At 39.8% G+C, this 25849-nt stretch carries 17 protein-coding genes; 11 read left to right on the top strand and 6 right to left on the bottom strand.

Annotated elements, in window-relative coordinates; translation table 11 throughout:
- Window positions 1–37 precede the first annotated feature (37 nt).
- Both rpoC and ACH3O9_RS01790 read left to right on the top strand, forming a co-directional pair.
- Window positions 38–4342: a DNA-directed RNA polymerase subunit beta' gene (rpoC, locus tag ACH3O9_RS01795; protein ID WP_416443787.1), complete on the top strand. Its 4305-nt coding sequence runs from the start codon at window positions 38–40 to the stop codon at window positions 4340–4342.
- Window positions 4343–4406: 64 nt separating this feature from the next.
- Complete coding sequence (locus ACH3O9_RS01790; protein ID WP_416443785.1) at window positions 4407–4721, top strand: DUF3467 domain-containing protein; 315 nt, start codon at window positions 4407–4409, stop codon at window positions 4719–4721.
- Window positions 4722–4838: 117 nt separating this feature from the next.
- On the opposite strand, the gene ACH3O9_RS01785 is transcribed toward ACH3O9_RS01790, so the two are convergent.
- Window positions 4839–6428, bottom strand: a complete 1590-nt coding sequence (locus ACH3O9_RS01785) for a peptide chain release factor 3 (RefSeq protein WP_416443783.1) — start codon at window positions 6426–6428, stop codon at window positions 4839–4841.
- Window positions 6429–6875: 447 nt separating this feature from the next.
- On the opposite strand from ACH3O9_RS01785, the gene ACH3O9_RS01780 reads away from it, so the two are divergent.
- From ACH3O9_RS01780 to ACH3O9_RS01740, 9 genes are all read left to right on the top strand, one after another.
- Window positions 6876–7142, top strand: a complete 267-nt coding sequence (locus ACH3O9_RS01780; RefSeq protein ID WP_416443781.1) for a hypothetical protein — start codon at window positions 6876–6878, stop codon at window positions 7140–7142.
- Window positions 7142–10525 (top strand): DUF11 domain-containing protein, encoded by a 3384-nt coding sequence (locus ACH3O9_RS01775; RefSeq protein WP_416443779.1) that lies wholly within the window; start codon window positions 7142–7144, stop codon window positions 10523–10525. Before ACH3O9_RS01780 ends, ACH3O9_RS01775 begins: the two co-directional genes overlap by 1 nt.
- Window positions 10526–10553: 28 nt before the next feature.
- Window positions 10554–18197: an Ig-like domain-containing protein gene (locus tag ACH3O9_RS01770; RefSeq protein ID WP_416443777.1), complete on the top strand. Its 7644-nt coding sequence runs from the start codon at window positions 10554–10556 to the stop codon at window positions 18195–18197.
- Between the two features lie 29 nt (window positions 18198–18226).
- Window positions 18227–19171, top strand: coding sequence for a type IX secretion system membrane protein PorP/SprF (locus ACH3O9_RS01765; protein WP_416443775.1), 945 nt, complete (start codon window positions 18227–18229; stop codon window positions 19169–19171).
- A 300-nt stretch (window positions 19172–19471) separates the two neighbouring features.
- Window positions 19472–19990 (top strand): isopentenyl-diphosphate Delta-isomerase, encoded by a 519-nt coding sequence (gene idi, locus ACH3O9_RS01760; RefSeq protein WP_416443773.1) that lies wholly within the window; start codon window positions 19472–19474, stop codon window positions 19988–19990.
- On the top strand, window positions 19987–20397 hold the full coding sequence (locus ACH3O9_RS01755) for a 6-pyruvoyl trahydropterin synthase family protein (RefSeq protein WP_416443771.1): 411 nt from the start codon (window positions 19987–19989) through the stop codon (window positions 20395–20397). Before idi ends, ACH3O9_RS01755 begins: the two co-directional genes overlap by 4 nt.
- Window positions 20394–20855: a peroxiredoxin gene (locus ACH3O9_RS01750; RefSeq protein WP_416443769.1), complete on the top strand. Its 462-nt coding sequence runs from the start codon at window positions 20394–20396 to the stop codon at window positions 20853–20855. Before ACH3O9_RS01755 ends, ACH3O9_RS01750 begins: the two co-directional genes overlap by 4 nt.
- The gene (locus ACH3O9_RS01745) at window positions 20845–21810 is read left to right on the top strand and encodes a type I phosphomannose isomerase catalytic subunit (protein WP_416443767.1); all 966 of its coding nucleotides are present in this window, start codon (window positions 20845–20847) and stop codon (window positions 21808–21810) included. The genes ACH3O9_RS01750 and ACH3O9_RS01745 overlap by 11 nt, the downstream gene beginning before the upstream one ends.
- A 39-nt stretch (window positions 21811–21849) precedes the next feature.
- Window positions 21850–22116, top strand: a complete 267-nt coding sequence (locus ACH3O9_RS01740; RefSeq protein ID WP_416443766.1) for a hypothetical protein — start codon at window positions 21850–21852, stop codon at window positions 22114–22116.
- 5 nt (window positions 22117–22121) lie between these two features.
- Here ACH3O9_RS01740 and ACH3O9_RS01735 read toward each other — a convergent pair whose 3' ends face one another.
- The 5 genes from ACH3O9_RS01735 to ACH3O9_RS01715 are packed head-to-tail and all read right to left on the bottom strand — an operon-like array spanning window position 22122 to window position 25848.
- Entirely contained in the window at window positions 22122–22874 is a 753-nt protein-coding gene (locus ACH3O9_RS01735) for a DUF4369 domain-containing protein (protein ID WP_416443764.1), read from the bottom strand.
- Between the two features lie 48 nt (window positions 22875–22922).
- On the bottom strand, window positions 22923–24188 hold the full coding sequence (locus tag ACH3O9_RS01730) for a DUF819 domain-containing protein (protein ID WP_416443762.1): 1266 nt from the start codon (window positions 24186–24188) through the stop codon (window positions 22923–22925).
- Between the two features lie 54 nt (window positions 24189–24242).
- Window positions 24243–24425, bottom strand: a complete 183-nt coding sequence (locus tag ACH3O9_RS01725) for an Arc family DNA-binding protein (RefSeq protein WP_416443760.1) — start codon at window positions 24423–24425, stop codon at window positions 24243–24245.
- Window positions 24426–24427: 2 nt separating this feature from the next.
- Window positions 24428–25363 carry an alpha/beta hydrolase gene (locus ACH3O9_RS01720; RefSeq protein ID WP_416443758.1) on the bottom strand — a complete coding sequence of 312 codons (936 nt, stop codon included), beginning with the start codon at window positions 25361–25363 and terminating at the stop codon, window positions 24428–24430.
- A complete protein-coding gene (locus ACH3O9_RS01715) occupies window positions 25360–25848 on the bottom strand; it encodes a hypothetical protein (protein WP_416443756.1) in 489 nt (162 codons plus the stop codon). The genes ACH3O9_RS01720 and ACH3O9_RS01715 overlap by 4 nt, the downstream gene beginning before the upstream one ends.
- Between the last annotated feature and the right edge of the window lies 1 nt (window position 25849).

Genomic DNA, 25849 nt, shown 5'->3' with positions numbered 1-25849 from the left:
ATGATGTTAAAACGATTAATTTTCGACATAAGGTATTATGGCAAGAAATAATGATAAGAATGCAACAGTAACGAGATTTAATAAGATCTCTATTGGTCTTGCGTCTCCTGAAGCGATTTTGGCTGAATCGCGTGGTGAGGTGTTGAAGCCTGAAACTATAAATTATCGTACACACAAACCTGAACGTGATGGTTTGTTTTGCGAGCGTATTTTTGGTCCTGTGAAGGATTATGAGTGTGCTTGTGGTAAGTACAAAAGAATACGTTACAAAGGGATCGTTTGTGATCGTTGTGGGGTAGAGGTAACTGAAAAGAAAGTACGTAGAGATCGCGTTGGGCACATCAATCTTGTTGTTCCTGTTGCGCATATCTGGTATTTTAGAAGTTTACCAAATAAAATAGGCTATTTACTAGGTCTTCCTTCCAAGAAATTGGATATGATCATTTATTATGAGCGTTACGTAGTTATACAAGCCGGTATCGCCAAAAATGAAGAAGGAGAAGATCTTCAAAAAATGGATTTCCTTACAGAAGAGGAGTATTTAAATGTACTTGACACGCTTCCGCAGGAAAACATGTATTTAGATGACAGTGATCCCAATAAGTTTATTGCTAAAATGGGAGCTGAATGTTTGATTGAATTATTAAGAAGAATTAATCTTAATGAACTTTCTTACGATCTAAGACACAAAGCAAATAACGAAACTTCTAAGCAACGTAAAACTGAAGCTTTAAAACGTCTTCAGGTTGTTGAGGCTTTACGTGATGCTAATAAAAATCGCGAGAACCTTCCTGAGTGGATGATCATGAAAGTGGTTCCTGTAATTCCACCAGAATTACGACCATTAGTGCCATTAGATGGAGGTCGTTTCGCAACTTCAGATTTAAATGATCTTTATCGCCGTGTTATTATTCGTAATAACCGCCTTAAACGTTTAATGGAAATTAAAGCACCAGAAGTTATCTTACGTAATGAAAAACGTATGCTTCAGGAAGCAGTAGATTCATTATTCGATAATACGCGTAAGTCATCTGCTGTTAAAACAGATTCTAACAGACCTTTAAAGTCTCTTTCAGATTCATTAAAAGGTAAGCAAGGTCGTTTTCGTCAAAACTTACTTGGTAAGCGTGTAGATTATTCAGCTCGTTCTGTAATTGTTGTAGGACCAGAATTAAAACTCTACGAGTGTGGGCTTCCGAAGGATATGGCAGCTGAGCTTTACAAGCCTTTTGTAATTAGAAAATTAATTGAAAGAGGTATCGTAAAAACGGTTAAATCTGCTAAAAAGATTATAGATAAAAAAGAGCCCGTGGTTTGGGATATTCTGGAAAATGTTCTTAAAGGACATCCAGTACTTCTTAACCGTGCTCCTACGCTTCACAGATTGGGTATACAGGCATTTCAGCCTAAACTTATTGAAGGTAAAGCGATACAACTTCACCCATTAGTTTGTACGGCATTCAACGCCGATTTTGATGGTGATCAAATGGCAGTACACTTGCCTCTTGGTCCTGAAGCTATTCTTGAATGTCAGTTATTGATGCTTGCATCTAACAACATACTAAACCCTGCTAACGGTGCTCCTATTACTGTACCTTCTCAGGATATGGTACTTGGTCTTTATTATATGACTAAGGAGCGTAAGTCTACTGCAGATTATAAAGTAAGAGGTGAGGGTATAACTTTCTATAGCCCTGAAGAAGTTGTAATTGCTTACAACCAGAAGATTGTAGAGATTAATGCCAGTATTAAAATACGTACCAAAGACTTTAATGAAGAAGGACAACTTGTTACAAAAATCATAGACTCTACTGTAGGTCGTGTATTATTTAATGAGGCTGTACCAGAAGAAGCTGGTTATATCAATGAAGTATTGACTAAAAAGTCTTTACGTGATGTAATTGCGGGTATATTAAAAATGACTAGCGTACCTCGTACTGCAGAATTCTTAGATGATATTAAAACTCTGGGATACAATTTTGCATTCCGTGGGGGTCTTTCTTTCTCTTTAGGTGATATTATTATTCCTGAAGAAAAGCAGACTATGATAGAAGAGGCAAATACTCAAGTTGATGGTATTATGTCTAGCTATAACATGGGTCTTATAACAAATACAGAACGTTACAATCAGGTGATTGATGTATGGACTTCAACCAATGCTACTCTTACAGAGTTAGCAATGAAGAATATTCGTGAAGATCAACAAGGTTTTAACTCAGTGTATATGATGCTTGACTCTGGTGCAAGGGGTTCTAAAGAACAAATTCGCCAGTTAACAGGTATGCGTGGTTTGATGGCTAAGCCTAAAAAATCAAATGACGGTGGTGGGGCAATTATTGAAAACCCGATTCTTTCTAACTTTAAGGAAGGTCTTTCAATTCTTGAATACTTTATCTCTACTCACGGTGCACGTAAAGGTCTTGCAGATACCGCTTTAAAAACGGCAGATGCGGGTTACTTAACACGTCGTCTTGTTGATGTATCGCAAGATGTTATTGTAAACAGTGAAGACTGTGATACTTTAAGAGGTGTTGAAGTTTCTGCTTTAAAGAAAAATGAGGAGATCGTTGAAACATTAGAAGCACGTATTATTGGTCGTATTTCTTTAAATGATGTTGTTAATCCGCTTAACAGTGAAGTTATTGTTAGAGCTGGTGAAGAGATCACTGAAGAATTAGGACGTCTTATTACTGAAGCTCCTATAGAATCTGTAGAAGTAAGATCACCTTTAACCTGTGAGGCTAAAAAAGGTATCTGTGCCAAATGTTATGGTCGTAACCTTGCTACCAATAAAATGGTACAAAGAGGTGAAGCTGTAGGTGTAGTTGCTGCTCAGTCAATTGGTGAGCCGGGAACACAGCTTACATTGCGTACTTTCCACGTAGGTGGTATTGCAGGTAACATTTCTGAAGAAAATAAAGTAATTGCCAAATTTGGCGGTAGACTAGAAATAGAAGATCTTAAGACAGTAGAAGGAGAAGACAACGAAGGTAACCCTGCCCAAATTGTAATCTCTCGTACTTCTGAAGCTCGTATCGTAGATGCTAAAACTGGTATTCTGTTAAGTACAAATAATATTCCTTACGGTTCACAACTCTTTAAAAGAGAAGGTGAGGTATTAAGTAAGGGAGATGTTGTTTGCCAATGGGATCCATATAACGGTGTAATTATCTCTGAATTTGCAGGTAAGATTAAATATGAAAATATTGAGCAAGGTCTTACTTATCAGGTAGAAACCGATGAACAAACAGGTTTCCAGGAGAAAGTTATATCAGAATCTCGTAACAAACGTATGATACCAACCTTACATATTTTAGGTAAGAAAGGTGAGATCATTCGTTCATACAACCTACCTGTAGGTGCCCACTTGATCGTTGATAATGAGGATAAAATTAAAATCGGTAAGATTTTAGTAAAAATCCCTCGTAAATCAGCAAAAGCGGGTGATATTACCGGTGGTCTTCCTCGTGTGACTGAATTATTTGAAGCTCGTAATCCTTCTAATCCTGCTGTAGTAAGTGAGATTGATGGTGTGGTTTCTTTTGGTAAAATAAAGCGTGGTAACCGTGAGATAATCGTTGAGTCTAAACTTGGTGAGGTTAAGAAATATCTAGTTAAACTTTCTAACCAGATCCTTGTTCAGGAAAATGACTTTGTGCGTGCAGGTATGCCACTTTCTGATGGTTCTGTAACTCCGGAAGATATCCTTTCTATAAAAGGTCCTTCTGCAGTACAACAGTATCTTGTTAACGAAGTGCAGGAAGTATATAGACTGCAGGGTGTGAAAATTAATGATAAGCACTTTGAAGTTGTTGTACGTCAAATGATGCGTAAAGTAAGAATTAACGATCCGGGTGATACTATCTTCTTAGAAAACCAACTTGTACATAAAGATGATTTCATCACAGAAAATGATGAGATATTCGGAATGAAAGTGGTTGAAGAAGCTGGGGATTCTGCAACTTTAAAACCAGGACAGATTATTTCACCACGTGATCTGCGTGATGAGAATTCAATCCTGCGTAGAGAAGATAAGAATCTGGTTACAGCAAGAGATGTTGTTCCTGCTACTGCTACGCCAGTATTGCAAGGTATAACACGTGCTTCGCTACAGACTAAATCATTTATCTCTGCAGCATCGTTCCAGGAAACTACTAAAGTACTTAATGAAGCTGCTGTAAGTGGTAAAATTGATGACTTAGAAGGTTTAAAGGAAAATGTTATAGTAGGGCATAGAATTCCTGCTGGTACTGGTTTACGCGCTTATGAAAACATTATCGTAGGCAGTAAAGAAGAACTGGAAGAATTAAATGCAGCTCGCGAAGAGGTTAATTTTAATTAATAAATAATATTAGCACCGACTCATTTATAGGGGTCGGTGTTTTTATTTTATAGATATTTTAGAAATGGCAGAGGATAATAAACCTAATAATGCCCAAATAAATATAGAACTTGATGAAGAGGTCGCTCAGGGGCAGTATTCTAACCTGGCGATCATAAATCATTCTGTTTCTGAATTTGTTGTAGATTTTATAAATATAATGCCGGGAACGCCTAAAAGTAAGGTTAAGTCTCGCATTATATTAACTCCTCAGCATGCCAAACGCTTGTCAAAGGCTTTGCAAGAAAATATAAAGCGTTTTGAAAAAGCTCATGGCGAAATTAAAGACTATGAAAAGCAACCTATACCGCTCAATTTTGGGCCTACGGGACAAGCATAAAATAAAAAACCTCGAGATTTAATCTCGAGGTTTTTTTATATCCTATATTGAAAAATCAGCTTCAAAATAAACGATTTTTAGCCTCACAAGTCGATTTTAGGACGATTTAATGAGGTTTTACTTATATTCTGATACAAAGTGCATAATTACATTAGGATATTTTTGCTGAGTCATTTGCAGCGTAAATGGTGAATCTGCAAGAAATACGAGTTGGCCTCGCTTATCTTTAGCCATAAATCGCTGTTTTACGCGTAAAAACTCCTTAAACTCCTCACTTTTCGCATTTTTAGGTTCAACCCAGCAAGCTTTATGTACATTTAAGGGTTCGTACGTACATTTCGCCCCGTATTCATGCTCAAGACGGTATTGTATAACTTCATATTGTAAAGCTCCTACAGTTCCTATAACTTTTCTTCCATTAAGTTCGAGAGTAAATAACTGGGCAACACCTTCATCCATTAATTGATCAATGCCCTTCTCTAATTGTTTAGATTTCATGGGATCTGCATTGTTGATATACCTAAAATGCTCTGGGGAAAAGGCAGGTATACCTTTGTAATGAATTATTTCTCCTTCTGTAAGTGTATCACCTATTTTAAAGTTTCCGGTATCATGTAAGCCTACAATATCACCGGGATAAGATATGTCTACTATTTCTTTTCGCTCTGCGAAAAATGCATTGGGACTAGAGAATTTAAGTTTTTTACCATTTCTCACATGAAGATAAGGAGTATTACGCTCAAATACGCCCGAAACAATCTTGACAAAAGCCAGGCGGTCTCTGTGTTTAGGATCCATATTGGCATGTATCTTAAAAACGAAGCCACTAAATTCTTTTTCATCAGGGTTAATAATGCGCTCTTCACTCTGTTTAGGGCGGGGTGGGGGAGCTATTTCTACAAAGCAATCAAGTAATTCTCGTACCCCAAAATTGTTCAATGCTGAACCAAAAAAGACTGGTTGTTGTTCTGCTTTTAAATACGCCTCACGGTCAAAATCAGGATATACACCCTCTATTAATTCTAACTCTTCTCTAAGTGTATCAGCAGACTGATTTCCTATGAGGTTGTCTAATTTCTCATCAGCTAGATCTTTAATTTCTATAGTTTCTTCAATATTTTTTCTACTATCGCCACTAAAGAGGTTGATATTTTTTTCCCATATATTGTAAATACCTTTAAAATCATATCCCATACCAATTGGGAAACTCAAAGGTGTAACGGTCAGGTTTAATTTTTGCTCAATTTCGTCAAGAAGTTCAAACGCATCTTTACCTTCTCGATCCATTTTATTGACAAAAACAAGCATGGGAATTTTACGCATCCTACAAACTTCAACAAGTTTTTCAGTTTGCTCTTCTACACCTTTTGCCACGTCAATTACTACTATAACACTGTCTACAGCTGTAAGGGTTCTAAAGGTATCTTCAGCAAAATCCTTGTGCCCTGGCGTATCTAGAATATTTATTTTAATACCTTGATAATCAAAGGCTAAAACAGATGTTGCTACAGAAATACCTCGCTGTCTTTCAATTTCCATAAAGTCACTTGTAGCGCCTTTTTTAATCTTATTAGACTTTACAGCACCGGCTTCTTGTATAGCTCCACCAAAGAGAAGGAGCTTCTCAGTTAGTGTAGTTTTACCGGCATCCGGGTGAGAAATAATTCCAAAAGTACGTCTGCGGTTAATCTCTTTTTTAAGGCTCATCAAGCTTATTTTTTGAAGCTGCAAATATACATTATAACTCAGGTTTTTAAATATCAAATTGGATGCAATTATAACGGCTTTTTAAGCCTTTTGTCGTAGTGCTAACGTTTATAACTTGTTAATTTTAAAAATTTTATCAAAATTTTATGTATTTAATCGATTATTTTATTACGTTTGTCTAATAATAATAAACGTATAACACCCCAACTTATGCTTTACAGTACTTTTACTTCGCCCAACTTAAGTGACTCTATGTCAAAAACTCAACATGATCATCTCGATCATTTTGTTTGTTTGATTCAATAATCTCATAGAGTTATTTAGGTATATTATGGGATTTTTACTTTCCGGCAAAAACTTTGCTTAAAGAGAACTTGACGTTTTTTTTGCATTCTATACTTAAATATTATTACCGATTTAATTATTGGAAAAATATTACTGTAAAGGATGGCAAAAACTATTACTCGACAATTTAGCGACATTCCGTTTAGATTTCAATTAACAGATTTCTTATTGAGCGTATTAATGTTCTGTAAGGAGTTTAGAGTTATCGCTGTGTCTAGACACCTTTCTTCAGTATTTATTTCTCGTAATAAAGTCGCAGAGAATTCATTTTCAAAAATTAAACATCTCATATTCCTTCCGCGTATCTATCAATACGCGATGAAGTATAGTAATTATACGTTAAAAGGATATTTTTTAGCTCTTCAATAATGGAAAGATCTAACATTTCAGAAACAAGTAGTTTCGCGGCAGCTTCAAATTGCAGAATGATGAACTTATTTATAATAAAATCTTTGGCTAAGGTAAAAGGTGCTTTAATAGCATTACTTCTATTTTGTGCAGTTGCTTCTTATGGCCAGTCTGGATCCTGTACTATTTCTGGACCAACCTTAGAGACATATTACATTCCTGTAATGACTATTCCAGATGGTGGTGTGCTGTGTTATAACACCCTGGGTTATCAGGATAACTTTACAATAGGCAGATTAATTGTAGGCAAGAATAGTAAATTATATGTAGGGCCCGATTTTCGTCTTATGATAGATGATATTTCCACTATAGCCGGTAATGACTTTGAGATAGAAGTTGATGGTACTTTGCAATTTAAAACTACACCACCTGATTTTAAGGCAAACCTGTCTCTTCTCGTTAATGAAAATGGGATGGTGTCTTCTGGTGATGGACTTAACAATATTAAATTTAGTGGAAACGGATCTAACAATATTACAAACTACGGCCAGATCACAGCAAGTGTGGTAACCTTTCAGGGATCCTCTTCAACAAACGTTATTGAGAATTCTGGATTTTTTAATATAGGTAGTAATCTTAATCTGGAAAATACAACAACACAGATAAGAAATACAGGTGACCTGCATATTGGGCAAAGTTTTAATGGGAATAGTAAAAGTAGCTACGTTAACTGTGGTTATATAGAAACAGGAACATCTTTTAACCTACAGGGAGGTCTTGTAGTAAATACGGGAATATTTAACTCTTTGGCAGGAAGTATTGACTTTGGCAGTAATACTGCGCGTTTTGAAAACTATGGTGAAGTAAATGTCATTGGTATTAATCTTGGCGGAAATGGCAGTAGTATTTATAATCAGGGAGTTTTTACATTAATCGGCAAATTTCAGAACAATGGTAATTTTGAAGGTCCGGCCGAAGCTGGCTTTTTAGGTTATTTTAAAGTAGGTGAAACGGGTGCCGTTAATAGCGGGACTGTAGGTCCTAATCTAACTTTTGAGAATACAAACATAAACGGTAAGTCAAAAAACACAGATATATTTGGTACAAATGCTAATAGTTTAACCTATTTAGCAGGTGTTGCTTATAGCTGCGAAAAGAACGGAAAATGTGCTGCTCCGCCGGTTTCCTCAGGAGTTAGTTGTCCACTTCTTGATGGGAGTTTTATTTCGTGTTCAATTACAGATGTTTCTTTATCGAATATAGAATGTAGTAATAACGGGACTACAGGTACTTCTTCTGATGATACTTTTTACTTTTCGTTAAATCCGAAGGGTGAAAACTTAAGTGAAACTTATTCTGTCTCTGGAGATGTGGTGAGAAATAATATTCCTTATGGCACTCGTACAGTATTTGGGCCGTATCCTATTATTGATAATACGATGTACATTACCGTTACAGATGCTTCTGGTTCATGTGTGATGGAAAATATTGCAATAACACCTCCTGGTACATGTTCTTACCCTGAATCTACTATAGATACAGATGGTGATGGGGTTTACAATGATGTAGATCTCGATATTGACGGGGATGGTATTCCCAATGATAAAGAGCTTGAAGATTGTGATACAACAGCAAATCTATTTTCTGAGACTTTTGGTTCTGGTAATAATTATGGTCCTGCTTTACCAGCAGGAACTACAACTTATTCTTATAGATCTAATGTTGGTATAAACGATGGGCAATACACAATAGCAAATACACCTTATGCCGGTAAAACCGATTGGCAGGATATGACAGATCATACACCTGGTGATACTAATGGGTATATGATGGTTGTAAATGCAAGTTATGATCCTGGTGAATTTTATAGGGTTTCTGTGCCTGTTGAGCCTAATACATATTACAAATTCTCGGCGTGGCTCGTAGTTGTAAATACTCAAAAAACTATCGATGATATTTGCGGACCAAGTATGATACTCGCTGATGTGAAATTTCAGGTAGAAGATCAGTCTGGAGTTTTAGGTACTACTTCTACCGGAGAGATTCCTTTTTCAGATCCTGCTAACTGGAATCAGTTTGTATTTACCTTTAGAACTGCACCAACAGATTCGTCTATAGATATTGTTCTTATTAACAATGCTCCAGGAGGTTGTGGTAATGACCTTGCGATTGATGATATACAACTTGTTCCTCTGTGTGATTCTGATGGGGATGGTGTATTGAATCATTATGATCTTGATTCTGATAATGATGGAATTTATGACATTATTGAAGCAGGTGGTGTTGATAATGATAACAATGGTATTGGTGATGATTATAATGATAAGAATGACAATGGTCTAAGTGATGTTTATGATCCATATTGTATTGGTTCTGCAACGATCACTGGTTTTGCCACTTCAATATATTCTAATTCTGATGTAACTAATCCGGCTAATGCAATAGGTGCATTTAATAATTCTTATGCCAGATTAAATAACGCAAATGACTTTATGGTTCTCGAGATGGACGGAGTAATTCCTGCCGGAACCAATATTGTAATTAGATATAATGAGTTTGTTGATGTAAGTGGTGGTAACACAATTAGAGTAGAACAAAGCATCAACGGTTCAGACTTTTTCAATTCACAGAGTTTCAGCGCTAATTCTACTGCACCTGTAAATAGTAGCTATTTACTATCAAAAAACGCTAAATACATCAAAATATCGAAAAACGGGAGTACAAATTCCGATCCGGGGATTGATGCTCTTAGCTATTCATATACAGATCCCTGCGCGGGAATTGTAGGTGAAGCACTACCTGTGCCAGATACAGATGGTGACGGACTTTACGATTATCTAGATCTTGATAGTGATGATGATGGCTGTAGTGATGCCAATGAAGCTTACCAGAACGGAAGCGCAGATGGTAATGTTTCTGGTATGGATGATATGCGCTACGGTACTTCTCCTGTGTTTCAGGATCCTGATGGTAGTGTAAGTAGTGCTTCTTATCCGGGTACTTTACCTGCGGTAACAGATGCAAATTCTTATGCTACTTGTTTATCAGATCTGGAGTTGGTTAAAAGTGTAGATAATGCTAATCCTACGGTAGGTGATTTAATTTTCTTCTCTGTGACGATTAAAAATGTGGGCCCAAGTGCCACAGGCCAAATACAGGCAAGAGATATGCTGCCACAGGGCTTGGCATTCAATTCTATCAATTCAAGAATACCCAGAGGTACGTCTTACGATTCTGCAACGGGCGTATGGGATTTAAAAAACACAGTGCTAATCAAAGGCACGAGTTTAACACTGAGGATAGCAGCAGACGTTGAACCGGGCTGCGGGGAAATAACAAATTTCGCAGAAATAATCCGAAGCTCTAAGGTTGATCCGGATTCTACACCCAACAATGGTAAATAAGTATAACAGCTCTGAAAATAAAAAGTAGATGAAAATAATTTTACTTCTTTTAAATCAAATAAAACAGGACCTAAGGAGAACTTCGGCTTACTTCTCTTTTATTCTGTTTGTAGTTATTTCAGGTGCTTTTACACTTGATGGTTACGCACAAACTCCTGTTGAGGATGATGCAGATATTGCCACTATAACGGTAAAAACGAATCTTGCTGTGACTTTCGTAGTTACAGATGTGGCGTGTTATGGTGAAGCTTCAGGAAATATTGACCTTGTTGTAAATGGCGGGCGAACACCTTATACCTACGCATGGACAAATGGTGCGACTACTGAAGATCTCGCAAATATTGAAGCCGGAGAATATTTTGTCACTGTCACAGATGCCGCAGGCTGCACAGTTGAAGGGAATACAAAAATAAATGAACCAGCTAAGGCATTATCTTCTTCCTTTAAAGTAAATAATATTTTATGTAATAGCAGTTCTACAGGGGCAATAGATTTAACTGTAGAAGGCGGTACAGCCCCATATACATATGAATGGAATAATGGTGAAACCACCGAAGATATTAGCGATTTAGCAGCAAATGGTTATACCGTTACTATAACTGATGCAAATGGCTGTCAAATAATAGAAAGTACTACGATATCTGAGCCTGATGCACTTTCGGCTACATTAAATGTTACTGATGTATTGTGTAAAGGAGGTAATGATGGTGCAATTGATCTTACAATTCAGGGCGGTTCTTCACCGTACACCTACTCATGGAATAATGGTGAAATTACAGAAGATATTGATGCTCTTGAAGCAGGTAATTATGAAATTACTATAACAGATGCAAATGGTTGCTCATTAATAAAAAATGTAACAGTAGCCGAACCAGCTGAGGTATTGACTGCTGGTACTTCAAAAGAAGATGTAAATTGTTTTGGAGGTTCAGACGGTTCTATAAATTTAAGTGTTTCAGGAGGAACAGCGCCATATGCTTATGTATGGAGTAATGGCGAAACTACAGAAGACATAAATGGCCTCATTGCTGGAAATTATTCAGTATTAGTAACAGATGCACATGGGTGCGAGGTTAATTCTGAAGTGACTATTAATGAACCAGAAGTAATAAGTGTCTCTTTTGATATTTCAGATGAAAACGGTTTTGAAGCTAATGATGGAGAAGCAATTTTTACAATTACCGGTGGTACCGGAAATTATACATATACAATAAGTCCTTCTGCTACATTTGATTCATCTACAAACACATATTCAAATCTGGATACAGGTGATTATAACTTTACCGCTACTGATGATAACGGGTGTATTTTTTCTGAAGTTTTTACAATTAAAACTATTAATCAGATCCCTGTGGCTAGCGATGATGTTTATACGGCAGGAGAAGACAGCGGAGCAACGACACTTACACCTGCAGTAACCGGCAATGATGATTTTGGTGGCGACGGTGCTGGCAGTACAGCAATCACGATCACAGTTGAACCTGAACATGGTACAGCGAGTGTGGATGATAATGGTACACCCACAGATCCAACAGACGATACGATCATTTACACGCCTGAAGCTAATTACAACGGAACAGATAGTATTATTTATGAGATCACGGACAGCAATGGTGACAGTGATAGTGCAGATGTAACGATTACAGTAACCCCTGATGCTTCCGATGCTGATGTCCCTGTAGCTACTGATGATGCTTATACAGTTGGAGAAGACAGCGGAGCAACGACGTTTACTCCTGCAGTAACCGGCAATGATAATTTTGGTGGCGACGGTGCTGGCAGTACAGCGATCACGATCACCGTTGGCCCGGAACATGGCACGGCGAGTGTGGATGATAATGGTACACCCACAGATCCAACAGACGATACGATCATTTACACGCCTGAAGCTAATTACAACGGAACAGATAGCATTACTTATGAGATCACGGACAGCAATGATGACAGTGATACAGCAGAAGTAACGATTACAGTAACTCCTGATGCTTCCGATGCAGATGTACCTTTAGCTACTGATGATGCTTATACAGTTGGAGAAGACAGCGGAGCTACAACTTTAACTCCTGCAGTAACCAATAATGATGATTTTGGTGGCGACGGAGCAGGCAGTACAGCGATCACGATCACGGTTGAACCTGAACATGGCACGGCGAGTGTGGATGATAATGGTACACCCACAGATCCAACCGACGATACGATCATTTACACGCCTGAAGCTAATTACAACGGAACAGATAGCATTACTTATGAGATCACAGACAGCAATGGCGACAGCGATACCGCAGACGTAACGATTACAGTAACCCCTGATGCTTCCGATGCTGATGTACCTGTAGCTACTGATGATGCTTATACGGTAGGAGAAGACAGCGGAGCGACAACTTTAACTCCTGCAGTAACCGGTAATGATGATTTTGGCGGAGACGGTGCTGGCAGTAGCCCCATCACGATCACCGTTGGACCGGAACATGGCACGGCGAGTGTGGATGATAATGGTACACCAACAGATCCAACAGATGATACAATCATATACACACCTGAATCTAATTACAACGGAACAGATAGCATTACTTATGAGATCACAGACAGCAATGGTGACAGTAATACAGCAGAAGTAACGATTACAGTAACTCCTGATGCTTCGGATGCTGATGTCCCTGTAGCTACTGATGATGCTTATACGGCAGGAGAAGACAGCGGAGCAACGACACTTACACCTGCAGTAACCGGCAATGATGATTTTGGTGGCGACGGTGCTGGCAGTACAGCAATCACGATCACAGTTGAACCTGAACATGGTACAGCGAGTGTGGATGATAATGGTACACCCACAGATCCAACAGACGATACGATCATTTACACGCCTGAATCTAATTACAACGGAACAGATAGCATTACTTATGAGATCACAGACAGCAATGGTGACAGTGATACAGCAGTAGTAAGCATTACTGTAACCCCTGATGCTTCGGATGCTGATGTCCCTGTAGCTACTGATGATGTTTATACGGTAGGAGAAGACAGCGGAGCTACAACTTTAACTCCTGCAGTAACCAATAATGATAATTTTGGCGGAGACGGTGCTGGCAGTAGAGCGATCACGATCACAGTTGAACCTGAACATGGTACAGCGAGTGTGGATGATAATGGTACACCCTCAGATCCAACCGACGATACGATCATATACACGCCTGAAGCTAATTACAACGGAACAGATAGCATTACTTATGAGATCACCGATAGCAATGGTGACAGCGATAGTGCAGAAGTGATTATCACAGTAACTCCTGATGATTCAGATTTGCCAATTGCTAATGATGATAATTACACATTATTAGAGAATAGTAATTCAAATATTTTAACTCCTGCAGTAACCAGCAATGATGATTTTGGTGGCGACGGCGCTGGCAGTAGCCCTATCACGATCACAGTTGGCCCGGAACATGGCACAGCGAGTGTGGATGATAATGATACACCAACAGATCCTACTGACGATACTCTTATATATACTCCCAATGCGGATTATGATGGAGTTGATTCTATAACATACAAAATTGAAGATGCTAATGGAGATTCTGATACAGCGGTAGTTAATATTATTATATCTAATTCTCAAATCGGTCTTATCAAGACGGGAGTATTCGCGGATGAGAGCGGTGACGGTTATGCGCAGGTGGGTGAGACGATCAGCTACAGCTTTAGTGTGACCAACACGGGAGATGTGACCATCAGCGGAGTAAAGATCGAAGATGCTTTGATCGGCATCAGTGCCCTTGCGATCACTCCGGCTACTTTATTACCTGGCGAGACGGGCACAGCCACAGCGAGCTATACCATCACCCAGACAGATATCGACCAGGGTCAGATCACCAACACGGCACTGGCCAGCGGAACAGACCCCCAGGGCGGTACGGTAACAGACACTTCGGATGACAACAGCAATTTAGAGGATGACCCCACGGTAACGAACCTACCCGGGGCAGGTGCTATTGGTCTTATCAAGACGGGCACCTTCACGGATGAGAGCGGTGACGGTTATGCGCAGGTGGGTGAGACGATCAGCTACAGCTTTAGTGTGACCAACACGGGAGATGTGACTATCAGCGGAGTAACGATCGAAGATGCTTTGATCGGTATCAGCGACCTTGCGATCACTCCGGCTACTTTATTACCTGGCGAATCGGGTACAGCCACAGCGACTTATACCATCACCCAGACAGATATCGACCAGGGACAGATCACCAACACGGCTATTGCTACAGGTACAGACCCTGCTGGACAACCTGTAACCGACACTTCGGATGACAACAGCAATTTAGAGGACGATCCAACGGTCACTACCTTACCCGGAGCAGGCACTATCGGTCTGATCAAGACAGGCACCTTCACGGACGAGAGCGGTGACGGTTATGCGCAGGTGGGTGAGACGATCAGCTACAGCTTTAGTGTGACCAACACAGGCGATGTGAGCATCAGCGGAGTAACGATCGAAGATGCTTTGATCGGTATCAGTGCCCTTACGATCACTCCGGCTACCTTATTACCTGGCGAGACGGGCACAGCCACAGCGAGCTATACCATCACCCAGACAGATATCGACCAGGGTCAGATCACCAACACGGCACTGGCCAGCGGAACAGACCCCCAGGGCGGTACGGTAACAGACACTTCGGATGACAACAGCAATTTAGAGGATGACCCCACGGTAACGAACCTACCCGGGGCAGGTGCTATTGGTCTTATCAAGACGGGCACCTTCACGGATGAGAGCGGTGACGGTTATGCGCAGGTGGGTGAGACGATCAGCTACAGCTTTAGTGTGACCAACACGGGAGATGTGACTATCAGCGGAGTAACGATCGAAGATGCTTTGATCGGTATCAGCGACCTTGCGATCACTCCGGCTACTTTATTACCTGGCGAATCGGGTACAGCCACAGCGACTTATACCATCACCCAGACAGATATCGACCAGGGACAGATCACCAACACGGCTATTGCTACAGGTACAGACCCTGCTGGACAACCTGTAACCGACACTTCGGATGACAACAGCAATTTAGAGGACGATCCAACGGTCACTACCTTACCCGGAGCAGGCACTATCGGTCTGATCAAGACAGGCACCTTCACGGACGAGAGCGGTGACGGTTATGCGCAGGTGGGTGAGACGATCAGCTACAGCTTTAGTGTGACCAACACGGGAGATGTGACTATCAGCGGAGTAACGATCGAAGATGCTTTGATCGGTATCAGTGCCCTTACGATCACTCCGGCTACCTTATTACCTGGCGAGACTGGCACAGCCACGGCGAGCTACACCATCACCCAGACAGATATCGACCACGGTCAGATCACTAATACGGCACTGGCCAGCGGGACAGACCCACAGGGCGGTACGGTAACAGACACTTCGGATGACAACAGCAATTTAGAGGATGACCCCACGGTAACGAACCTACCCGGAGCAGGTGCTATCGGTCTTATCAAGATGGGAGTATTCACGGACGAGAGCGGTGACGGTTATGCGCAGGTGGGTGAGACGATCAGCTACAGCTTTAGTGTGACCAACACGGGAGATGTGACCATCAGCGGAGTAACGATCGAAGATACTTTGATCGGTATCAGTGCCCTTGCGATCACTCCGGCTACCTTATTACCTGGCGAGACTGGTACAGCCACGGCGAGCTACACCATCACCCAGACAGATATCGACCAGGGTCAGATCACCAACACGGCCCTGGCCAGCGGGACAGACCCCCAGGGCGGTACGGTAACAGACACTTCAGATAATAATAGCAATTTAGAGGATGATCCCACGGTAACGAACCTACCCGGAGCAGGTGCTATTGGTCTTATCAAGACGGGAGTATTCACGGATGAGAGCGGTGACGGTTATGCGCAGGTGGGTGAGACGATCAGCTACAGCTTTAGTGTGACCAATACCGGAGATGTGAGCATCAGTGGAGTAACAATCGAAGATACTTTGATCGGTATCGGTGCCCTTGCGATCACTCCGGCTACCTTATTACCTGGCGAGACTGGTACAGCCACGGCGAGCTACACCATCACCCAGACAGATATCGACCAGGGTCAGATCACCAACACGGCATTGGCCAGTGGAACAGACCCCCAGGGCGGTACGGTAACAGACACTTCGGATGACAACAGCAATTTAGAGGATGACCCCACGGTAACGAATCTACCCGGAGCAGGTGCTATCGGTCTTATCAAGACAGGCACCTTCACGGACGAGAGCGGAGACGGTTATGCGCAGGTGGGTGAGACGATCAGCTACAGCTTTAGTGTGACCAACACAGGCGATGTGACCATCAGCGGAGTAACGATCGAAGATGCTTTGATCGGCATCAGCGACCTTGCGATCACTCCGGCTACTTTATTACCTGGAGAATCGGGTACAGCCACGGCGAGCTACACCATCACCCAGACAGATATCGACCAGGGTCAGATCACTAATACGGCACTGGCCAGCGGAACAGACCCACAGGGCGGTACGGTAACAGACACTTCGGATGACAACAGCAATTTAGAGGATGACCCCACGGTCACGAACCTACCCGGAGCAGGTGCTATCGGTCTTATCAAGACGGGTACCTTCACGGATGAGAGCGGAGACGGTTATGCGCAGGTGGGTGAGACGATCAGCTACAGCTTTAGTGTAACCAACACAGGAGATGTGACCATCATAGGAGTAATGATCGAAGATACTTTGATCGGCATCAGTGATCTTGCGATCACTCCGGCTACCTTATTACCTGGCGAATCGGGCACAGCCACGGCGAGCTATACCATCACCCAGACAGATATCGACCAGGGTCAGATCACTAATACGGCATTGGCCAGCGGGACAGACCCCCAGGGCGGTACGGTAACAGACACTTCGGATGACAACAGCAATTTAGAGGATGACCCCACGGTAACCGTGTTACCACAACTTGTTTCTCTAAGTCTTGAAAAAAGCGCAGTACTTAATGATGAAGATGGGGATGGTATTCCGGAAGTTGGAGAAACCATAACCTATTCCTTTAGAGTAATCAATAATAGTCAAGTAACTATTTATGATATAATCATTGAGGATCCTATAGTAGATGTGGAAGGTGGTCCTGTAGATCTTGAGGGTGGAGCTGAAGATTCTACAACATTTACAGCCATCTATACAATCACAGAAAGTGATATTGAAGAAGGTTCTGTAATTAATCAAGCTACTGTTAGTGGTACTAATTTGGCAGGCGCTTTATTTGAAGATCTATCTGATGATCCTAATGATTCTACAGATTATGATGCAAATGGTGACGGTGAACCAGACGACCCTACAATTGTAGAATTTCAGGGGGTGTTACCAATAGAAGATATCATAATTCACAATGTTATGACGCCTAACGGTGATGGGATGAACGATATATTCATGATTCAGAACATCGAGAATTTCCCTAACAATACTGTTGAAATCTTTAACAGGTGGGGAGTACAAGTGTACAAGGCTAAAGGTTATAACCCAATGACCGATAATGTCTTTAGAGGATATTCTGACGGAAGAGCAACCATACGCAGAGGAGAAAGATTACCTACAGGTACCTATTACTATGTAGTTAATTATGAAACCAGCGAAGGAGAAATAAGAAAATTGGCAGGCTTCCTATACATTAATTAATAATGGGTAAGCACAGAAGTATATTTACTATGAAAAGAAAATATAGCATACTTTTATTTTTAGTCACTTTACTGCTAATGGGTTCTGTAGGATTTGCACAACAGGACCCGCAGTATACCCAGTATATGTATAACCCATTGGTTATAAACCCGGCGTATGCAGGTAATCGTGGAGTAACTAGTATAATGTTACTTCACAGAAGTCAATGGGTGGGTCTTGACGGAGCTCCTACAACTCAAAATCTTTCGGTACACAGCCCAATAGGAATTAGCAATATGGGTATGGGTTTTAGTATTGTGAATGACGCTTTGGGTCCTGCAAGGGAAACCTATTTCAACGCAGATTTTAGTTATACAATAGAAACAGGACCTACGGGTTTTCTGAGTTTTGGTATAAAGGGAGCAATAAATCTATTAGATGTCGATTTTACGCGTACCAATCCTTATAATGAAGGTGATCCTGACCTCCAAAACATAGACAATAAATTATCGCCTAATGTGGGGGTTGGTTTATTTTACCATGATGACAATTTCTACGCAGGATTATCTGCTCCTAATTTACTGCAGACAGATCACTTTGATCGCAGTGGCTCTAAGAGCGCATCAACATTTGTTCAGGAAGAATTAATACATTATTATGCGTTGGTAGGTTATGTTTTTCCTCTAAGCTATAATGTAAAATTTAAACCTAGCACCATGGTTAAAGCGGTTGTAGGAGCTCCTTTACAAGTAGATGTAAGTGCAAACTTCATGTTCTATGATAAGTTTACTATAGGTGCAGCTTACAGATGGAGCGCAGCTTTAAGCGGTTTAGTAGGTTTCCAGGTATCAGACGGTCTGCTTGTAGGTTTTGCTTATGATAGAGAAGCAACAGATTTAGGAAATGCCACCTATAACAACGGTTCCTATGAGGCTTTCATAAGATTTGAGCTTTTTAAACGCTACGACAGAATGTTAACACCGCGTTTCTTCTAATTCAAAAACTGGTTAAAATGAGCTAAAAATCGCTCTTTAATGTTTAAAAATCGCTTTAAAATAAATCTGTTTTTTGGGATAAAAAACCAGCTTTTGTTGCTGTAAAAGGGATTTTTTATTTTCGTTAAATAATAATGAAGCCTTCCAGTTTTGGGAGGCTTTCTTTTTTGGTTCAGGATAGTCGTATTTTGTAACTTTACCGCAAAGTGAAAATTTTAGAACCCCCGAGGTCTGCCTCGTATTAATTAATTAAGATTTACCTTCATATTTTTCGAGGTCCCTGATTCCCTATAAAAAGCTATGACAGAAGAACTGGTTATTCTAGTAGATGAAAATGATAATAAAGTAGGACTAATGCCAAAAATGGAAGCTCATGAAAAAGCGCTCCTACATCGTGCATTTTCAGTTTTTGTTTTTAATGATGACAATGAGCTTATGCTACAACGCAGAGCTCTTAATAAATACCATTCTCCCGGTCTGTGGACAAATACGTGCTGTAGTCATCAACGTGATGGTGAAACCAATATAGAAGCCGGCGTGCGACGTTTACAAGAAGAAATGGGTTTTAGTGTTCCCTTGCGGGAGGCTATGTCATTTATCTATAAAGCACCCTTTGATAATGGTCTTACAGAGCATGAGTATGACTATATTTTGCTGGGAGAATTTAATGCAGTTCCAGACATAAATCCGGCAGAAGTTGCAGAGTGGAAGTGGATGAAACTAGAAGATGTAAAAGAAGATATGCAGACCAATCCCGATATATATACAGAATGGTTTAAGATCATTTTTGATCAATTTTACAATCATATTGCTGTATGAGAGTAACCGTTAAGCGCAAGGCACATTTTAATGCTGCCCACAGACTTTTTAAAGCAGACTGGAGCGATGCCAAGAATATGGAAATTTTTGGTAAATGCAGCCATCCCAATTATCATGGTCACAACTATGAGCTTACCGTAGGAGTAACAGGAGAAATAGATCCTGAAACAGGCTATGTTATCGATCTCAAAATTGTAAAAGATCTTATCAAGTCTGAAGTTGAAGATCCTTTTGATCATAAAAATCTCAATCTTGATGTGCCAGAATTTAAAACACTCAATCCTACGGTAGAAAATATCTGTGTCGTTATTTACAACAAGCTCAAGGCGAAACTTGATAGTAAATTTGACTTAGAGATAACACTCTATGAGACACCGCGCAATTTTGTAACCTATACAGGAGCATGATAAAAGAAGGAGATAAAATTCCAGATTTTGTACTTAAGGATCAGGAAGGTAACGCTTTCAATTTAGCTTCAGTAAAAAGTGAAAAAATTCTAGTCATTTATTTCTATCCTAAAAATTTCACACCCGGCTGCACAAAAGAAGCCTGCAGCTTTCGCGATAATTATTCAGGATTTAAAGAATTGGGAGCAGAGGTTATAGGTATAAGTAATGACAGCGAAAGTTCACATTCAAGATTTACTACAAAATACGATTTACCATTTACAATGCTTTCAGATCCTGATGGTAGAGTAAGAAAGCAGTTTGGTGTAAAATCTGAATTATTAGGTCTTATTCCCGGCAGAGAAACTTTTATATTTGATAAACAAAGAAAGCTGGTCATGCGCTATAATAGCATGAAAGCTCAATCTCATATTACAAAGGCTCTCGCAGCCGTAAAAAATCTAACTAATGACAAGTAATCATTATCCGCTTACATTTACACCGGTCTTAAAAGAAAAGATCTGGGGAGGGCAAAAACTATATAATCTTTTCAAAAAAGGAAATGATGCTAATGCCAAAATGGGTGAAAGCTGGGAGATCGCAGATCTTACTGAAGGGCAGAGCATTGTAAACAATGGCGAACTTAAAGGTTTAACATTAAAAGAAGCGATAGCTGTAGATCCTGAAGGTTTATTGGGTAAAACTGTCTATGAGCGTTTTGGTCAACAATTTCCGTTACTTATCAAGTTTATAGATGCGGCAAGTGACTTGTCAATTCAAGTACATCCATCTGATGAAACTTCGCCCACAGGTGTTGGTAAAACAGAGATGTGGTATATTATGCAGGCAGATAAAGGCGCAGAATTAACTGTAGGGTTTAAAGAAGGAGTTACTAAAGAATCTTTTAGTAAGGATATTGAAAATCTTACTGTAGTAGATGCGATGGATACACACGTGGTAAAACCCGGTGATTCATTTTTTATTAATGCGGGCAGAATACATGCAATAGGTGGCGGAGTACTTTTAGCCGAAATACAGCAAACCTCAGATGTTACTTATCGCGTTTATGATTATAACCGCAAAGATGACCACGGCAATTTAAGAGACCTTCATGTAGAAGAATCGCTGGAAGTTCTGGATTTTAATCCCACTCAGGATTTTAAGTTAGAATATGACAAAGAGCCTAACAAACCCCAGACGTTAAAGCACCATACTTACTTTAAAACAGACTGGCAAAAGTTAGAGAATCAAAGTTATTCTATTAATAGGAAAGAATCTTTTACAATCCTGATCGTTGTTTCTGGCAAGCTGGAATATGCATTTAATGGTGAAAAAACCGCCCTAGAAGCAGGAAAAACGCTGTTAATACCTGCAAAATCAGAAGATGTGGAAGTTTCTGCAGAAGCTTGTGAATTTCTCGAAGTATACCTTTAAAGACATAAAATAGCCGTATTTTTGCCGAAAATTTAAAGTATGGCAAGTATACGAGATCTTAAAAAAGATATCAATTATGTATTAGGAGATATTATTGACGCTGTTTACATCTGGCAAGCAATAAATCCTACAGAAGATCAAACAGAAGCAGAAGCGATCATTGATGACGCAATTGCAACTTTTGATACGCTTATAGCGAAAGTAAACGATAAGAGCGTTGAAGATCGCAAAGCAAATTTAAAAAGCGTTCGCGTTGAACTAGAAGAAAAAGGCCGCGCGCTTATTGATAGAATAAATGCGCTTTAAGCTCATTATTCTTTTTCTTCTTCTATTACTTCAGAAGATTGTATAGGAGTTTGTTGATCTGTGTTTTTACGCTCTTCAATAAACTCCTTTAATGTTTTACCATATTTTGATTTACGCACCTGAGGCGTTAAAGAAGAGTAAATAGTATCAAGGTATTTCACATTAGCATCAAATATTTCTGAAACTGCCAGATAAGGCGCGATCTCAAGATCTTTATTATTCATTGCATAATTTACCGTGTACAGATATTTTCTGCGTGTTAGGTTTTGCAATTGCTTGTCGTACGCAATAATAGAATCTTCCATTTCATTTTTACGCGCGTCAAAACTCTTTTTTATCAGATCAAGGTTTGCACTGTTAAAGCGCATTGCCATTTTCTTATACTCATCAAGCTTTAATTGATTTCTGGAGCCTGTTATAGCTGCCTGACTTTCAAAATTCTTTAAAGAAGTCGTGAGTGTCATCTCACCAGGTTCAGCAAAAATAATGATGCGGTCATCATAATCTGAATCGTCAATTTTCTCAAGGTTCAAATAAACTATCTGTGGTTCTTTAATTTTCGCTTCAAGCGTAAATTCCGAATCTCCATCAACCACCACACTATCAAGGTTAACAAGTGTTGTATCTTCTATACGTTGCAGATAAAGTGTTCCTTTTTTAAGGCCATTAACTTTACCGTTAAGCACAAAGTCATTATCATTATTACAGCTTACCAGGATGAGGCTTATAAAAGAAAAAAGGAGAATTTTTTTGATCATTACTTTTAAATTATGGGCTACAAATATGCCTAAATTTTGATTGATATACTAACTCGCCGAAGCAATTTGCATTAAAAGCACGCAACCATAAGCACCCCAGGTACCTACCACATAACCCAGAACAGCCAGAAGCACGCCTACTGTAGCGAGTGAAGGATGAAAGGCTGCAGCCACTACAGGTGCAGATGCTGCGCCGCCTACATTTGCCTGACTACCTACTGCAAGGAAGAAATACGGTGCTTTAATTAATTTTGCTACTAGTATAAGAAGACCGGCATGTATTGCCATCCAGACAAGGCCAATTGCCAACAGACCGGGATTATCGAATATCATGGTTAGATCCATCTTCATGCCTATAGTCGCCACGAGAATGTAAATGAAAATACTGCCAATTTTACTGGCGCCGGCACCTTCATATTTTTTTGCAGGAGTGAAAGAGATGATAATACCAATGGCAGTGGCTATTGTGATCATCCAGAAAAAAGTAGACGTAAATGATGAAAAAGCGGAACTTTTATCACTAAAAACGGCAAAATTACTTATTAAAAATGCCGATATTTTTTCTGAACCCCAATGAGCAAATCCTACAGCGCCAAAAGCCAGACCAAGCATAACCATAAAATCAGTCAAAGTGGGATTACGTGTTACTGAAGCCGCATAAGCCGAAACTCTTTCTTTTAAGTCTGTGATTGCTGTGGCATCTGCTTTTAACCAGCGGTCTATACGGTCTGTTTTACCAATTCCCATGAGGATTATTGCCATCCATAAATTTGCAACAACTATATCTACAAATACCATCCCGCCGTATTTTGCAGGATTAAATTTAAATATCTCTAGCATTGCTGCTTGGTTTGCGCCACCGCCTATCCAGCTACCCGCAAGAGTTGCTAGTCCGCGCCAGATAGCATCAGGCCCGGCACCGCCTACTACATCTGGAGCAACGAATGAAATAAGTAAAATAGCCAGTGGACCACCAATTATAATACCTACAGTTCCTGTTAAAAACATGATTAAAGCCTTTGGGCCCAGATTTACTATAGCTTTAAGGTCTATACTTAAAGTCATTAATACCAGAGAGGCGGGAAGGAGGTAGCGGCTTGCAACAAAGTAGAGTTGAGAAGTCTCTGCACTTATTAGACCGGCCGTATTTAAAATTGCCGGTATTAAATAACACATAAGCAAAGCAGGAACTACTTTGTAAAATTTAAACCAGAATCCCTTTTTAACTGAAGAGGTATAGAAAACAGCAGCAACAGCCACCATTAATAGTCCAAAGACAATAGCATCGTTTGTAAATACGGGGAGTTTTTCCATGAAGAGATTTTATCTCCCGCAAAATATGAATTTTAAAATTTGCGATTGTGGTGGTTAATCGCTTTTGGTATCTCTATTTTTATTCTTGATCATTGATCGCTTTTGCTTTTTTAGCGATTCATTCAAGATCCATTCTATCTGGCCATTTGTGCTCCTAAACTCATCTGCTGCCCATTTTTCAACGGCTTTAAGAATATCTTCGTTTATGCGTAGCGCAAAAGCTTTCTTTTTTGGCATTCTTATTCTTTAATGAATTCTGAAATTACGGTAATAGCTTCAGGCATTACAGGTAAGTATGATTCACTGTATGTCTTTGAGTTTTCTATATCATCATCACCTTTCACTTCTTTAAGAATGTGATTCATATTCTCAATATTTACATACTTAGCATCGGGTTTTGCTGCAGAGAGAATTTCGCCATCAGCTGGCGGCACCTGTAGATCTTTTGAACCTGTAATTATAAGAACGGGAATCTCAAGACTCTTAATGATCTCTGTAGGATCATAAAGCATCCAGCTACGCATAAATGGCTGCACTGATGGGCGTAATAGTGAAAATAATCCCGGACTGAATTTTTCGGCTTTACCGGTGGTTTTTAGGTCTTCAAAGGCTCTTTCTGCATCTTCTTTTAGAGCCGGAGCTTGTTGCTCGAGTTGCTTAATTATAAGTTCATCAACACTTTCTGCAGCTCCATTTAGAGAAACAACTTTTGCCACATCGGTTTCTTTCGCGGCAAGCATTGCAATTAAAGCGCCCTGACTGTGACCCACTAAAATTATCTTTTTGTATCCCTTATCTTTGAAGTATTTAGCTACATCAACAGCATCGTTTACAAAATCTTTGAAATCGAGTTCTTCTTCTTTTAAATTATTTTGTGCTACTAATGCAAAAATGCGCTTGTCATATCTAAAAGTAGAAATACCATTTTTAGTAAGACCTTCTGCGAGCAATTTTAGACTGTTATTTTGCATCATGCGCTGGTTCCCGTTGCGGTCTGTAGGCCCTGAGCCGGGAATTATTATAGCTAAAGTTGTGGTATCTGTGGCGGTGGTTAATAAAGTTCCGTTTATAAGTGGATTTATTTTTATCTCTTGTTCTTTAGTTTCAGACTGTGCAAAGCCACAAGCAATAAAGCAGATAAAAAATATATTAAAGAGACAACTGTTCAACTTCATTTTATGTGGTATTTATTAATCATTTCATTTACTGCGTCTGGATTTTGAGTTCCCAGCAGGAGTTCTTTACCATTTTTAAATACAATCTGAATGCCAATTTTACCCTTAATATTCAAGGCCTTTTTTTTGTGTAAGGAAATGCGATAACCCCACCCGCCATATTCAAGAATAGGATTATAAGTGCGTATAGTTACCTGTTGCATATCTGCCCAGGAACTAAACCTAAATCTTCTTTGAAATGGATAAAATCTATATGAGATCCCGTTCTCATCAATTTGTGTCTCCAGTTTAAACAGAAACCAAAAAGCAAGAAATACAGTGAGAATTATGAGAATACTAATAATAACAGACATTAATTCAAAACGTGAGTTTATTAAAGTGTCATAATGCAAAATCAACGGACTTATAGCAACTGCTATTACGGCAAGTAGCAAAACACGAATCCACCATTGATCAAAACGCTGTACCTCTTTGTAGACTTTCATA

Source organism: Leeuwenhoekiella sp. A16 (assembly GCF_047946675.1).
Classification (GTDB): Bacteria; Bacteroidota; Bacteroidia; order Flavobacteriales; family Flavobacteriaceae; genus Leeuwenhoekiella.
The sequence above is the reverse complement of the archived record's forward strand: the minus strand, read 5'-3'. Positions and strand labels throughout refer to the sequence as shown.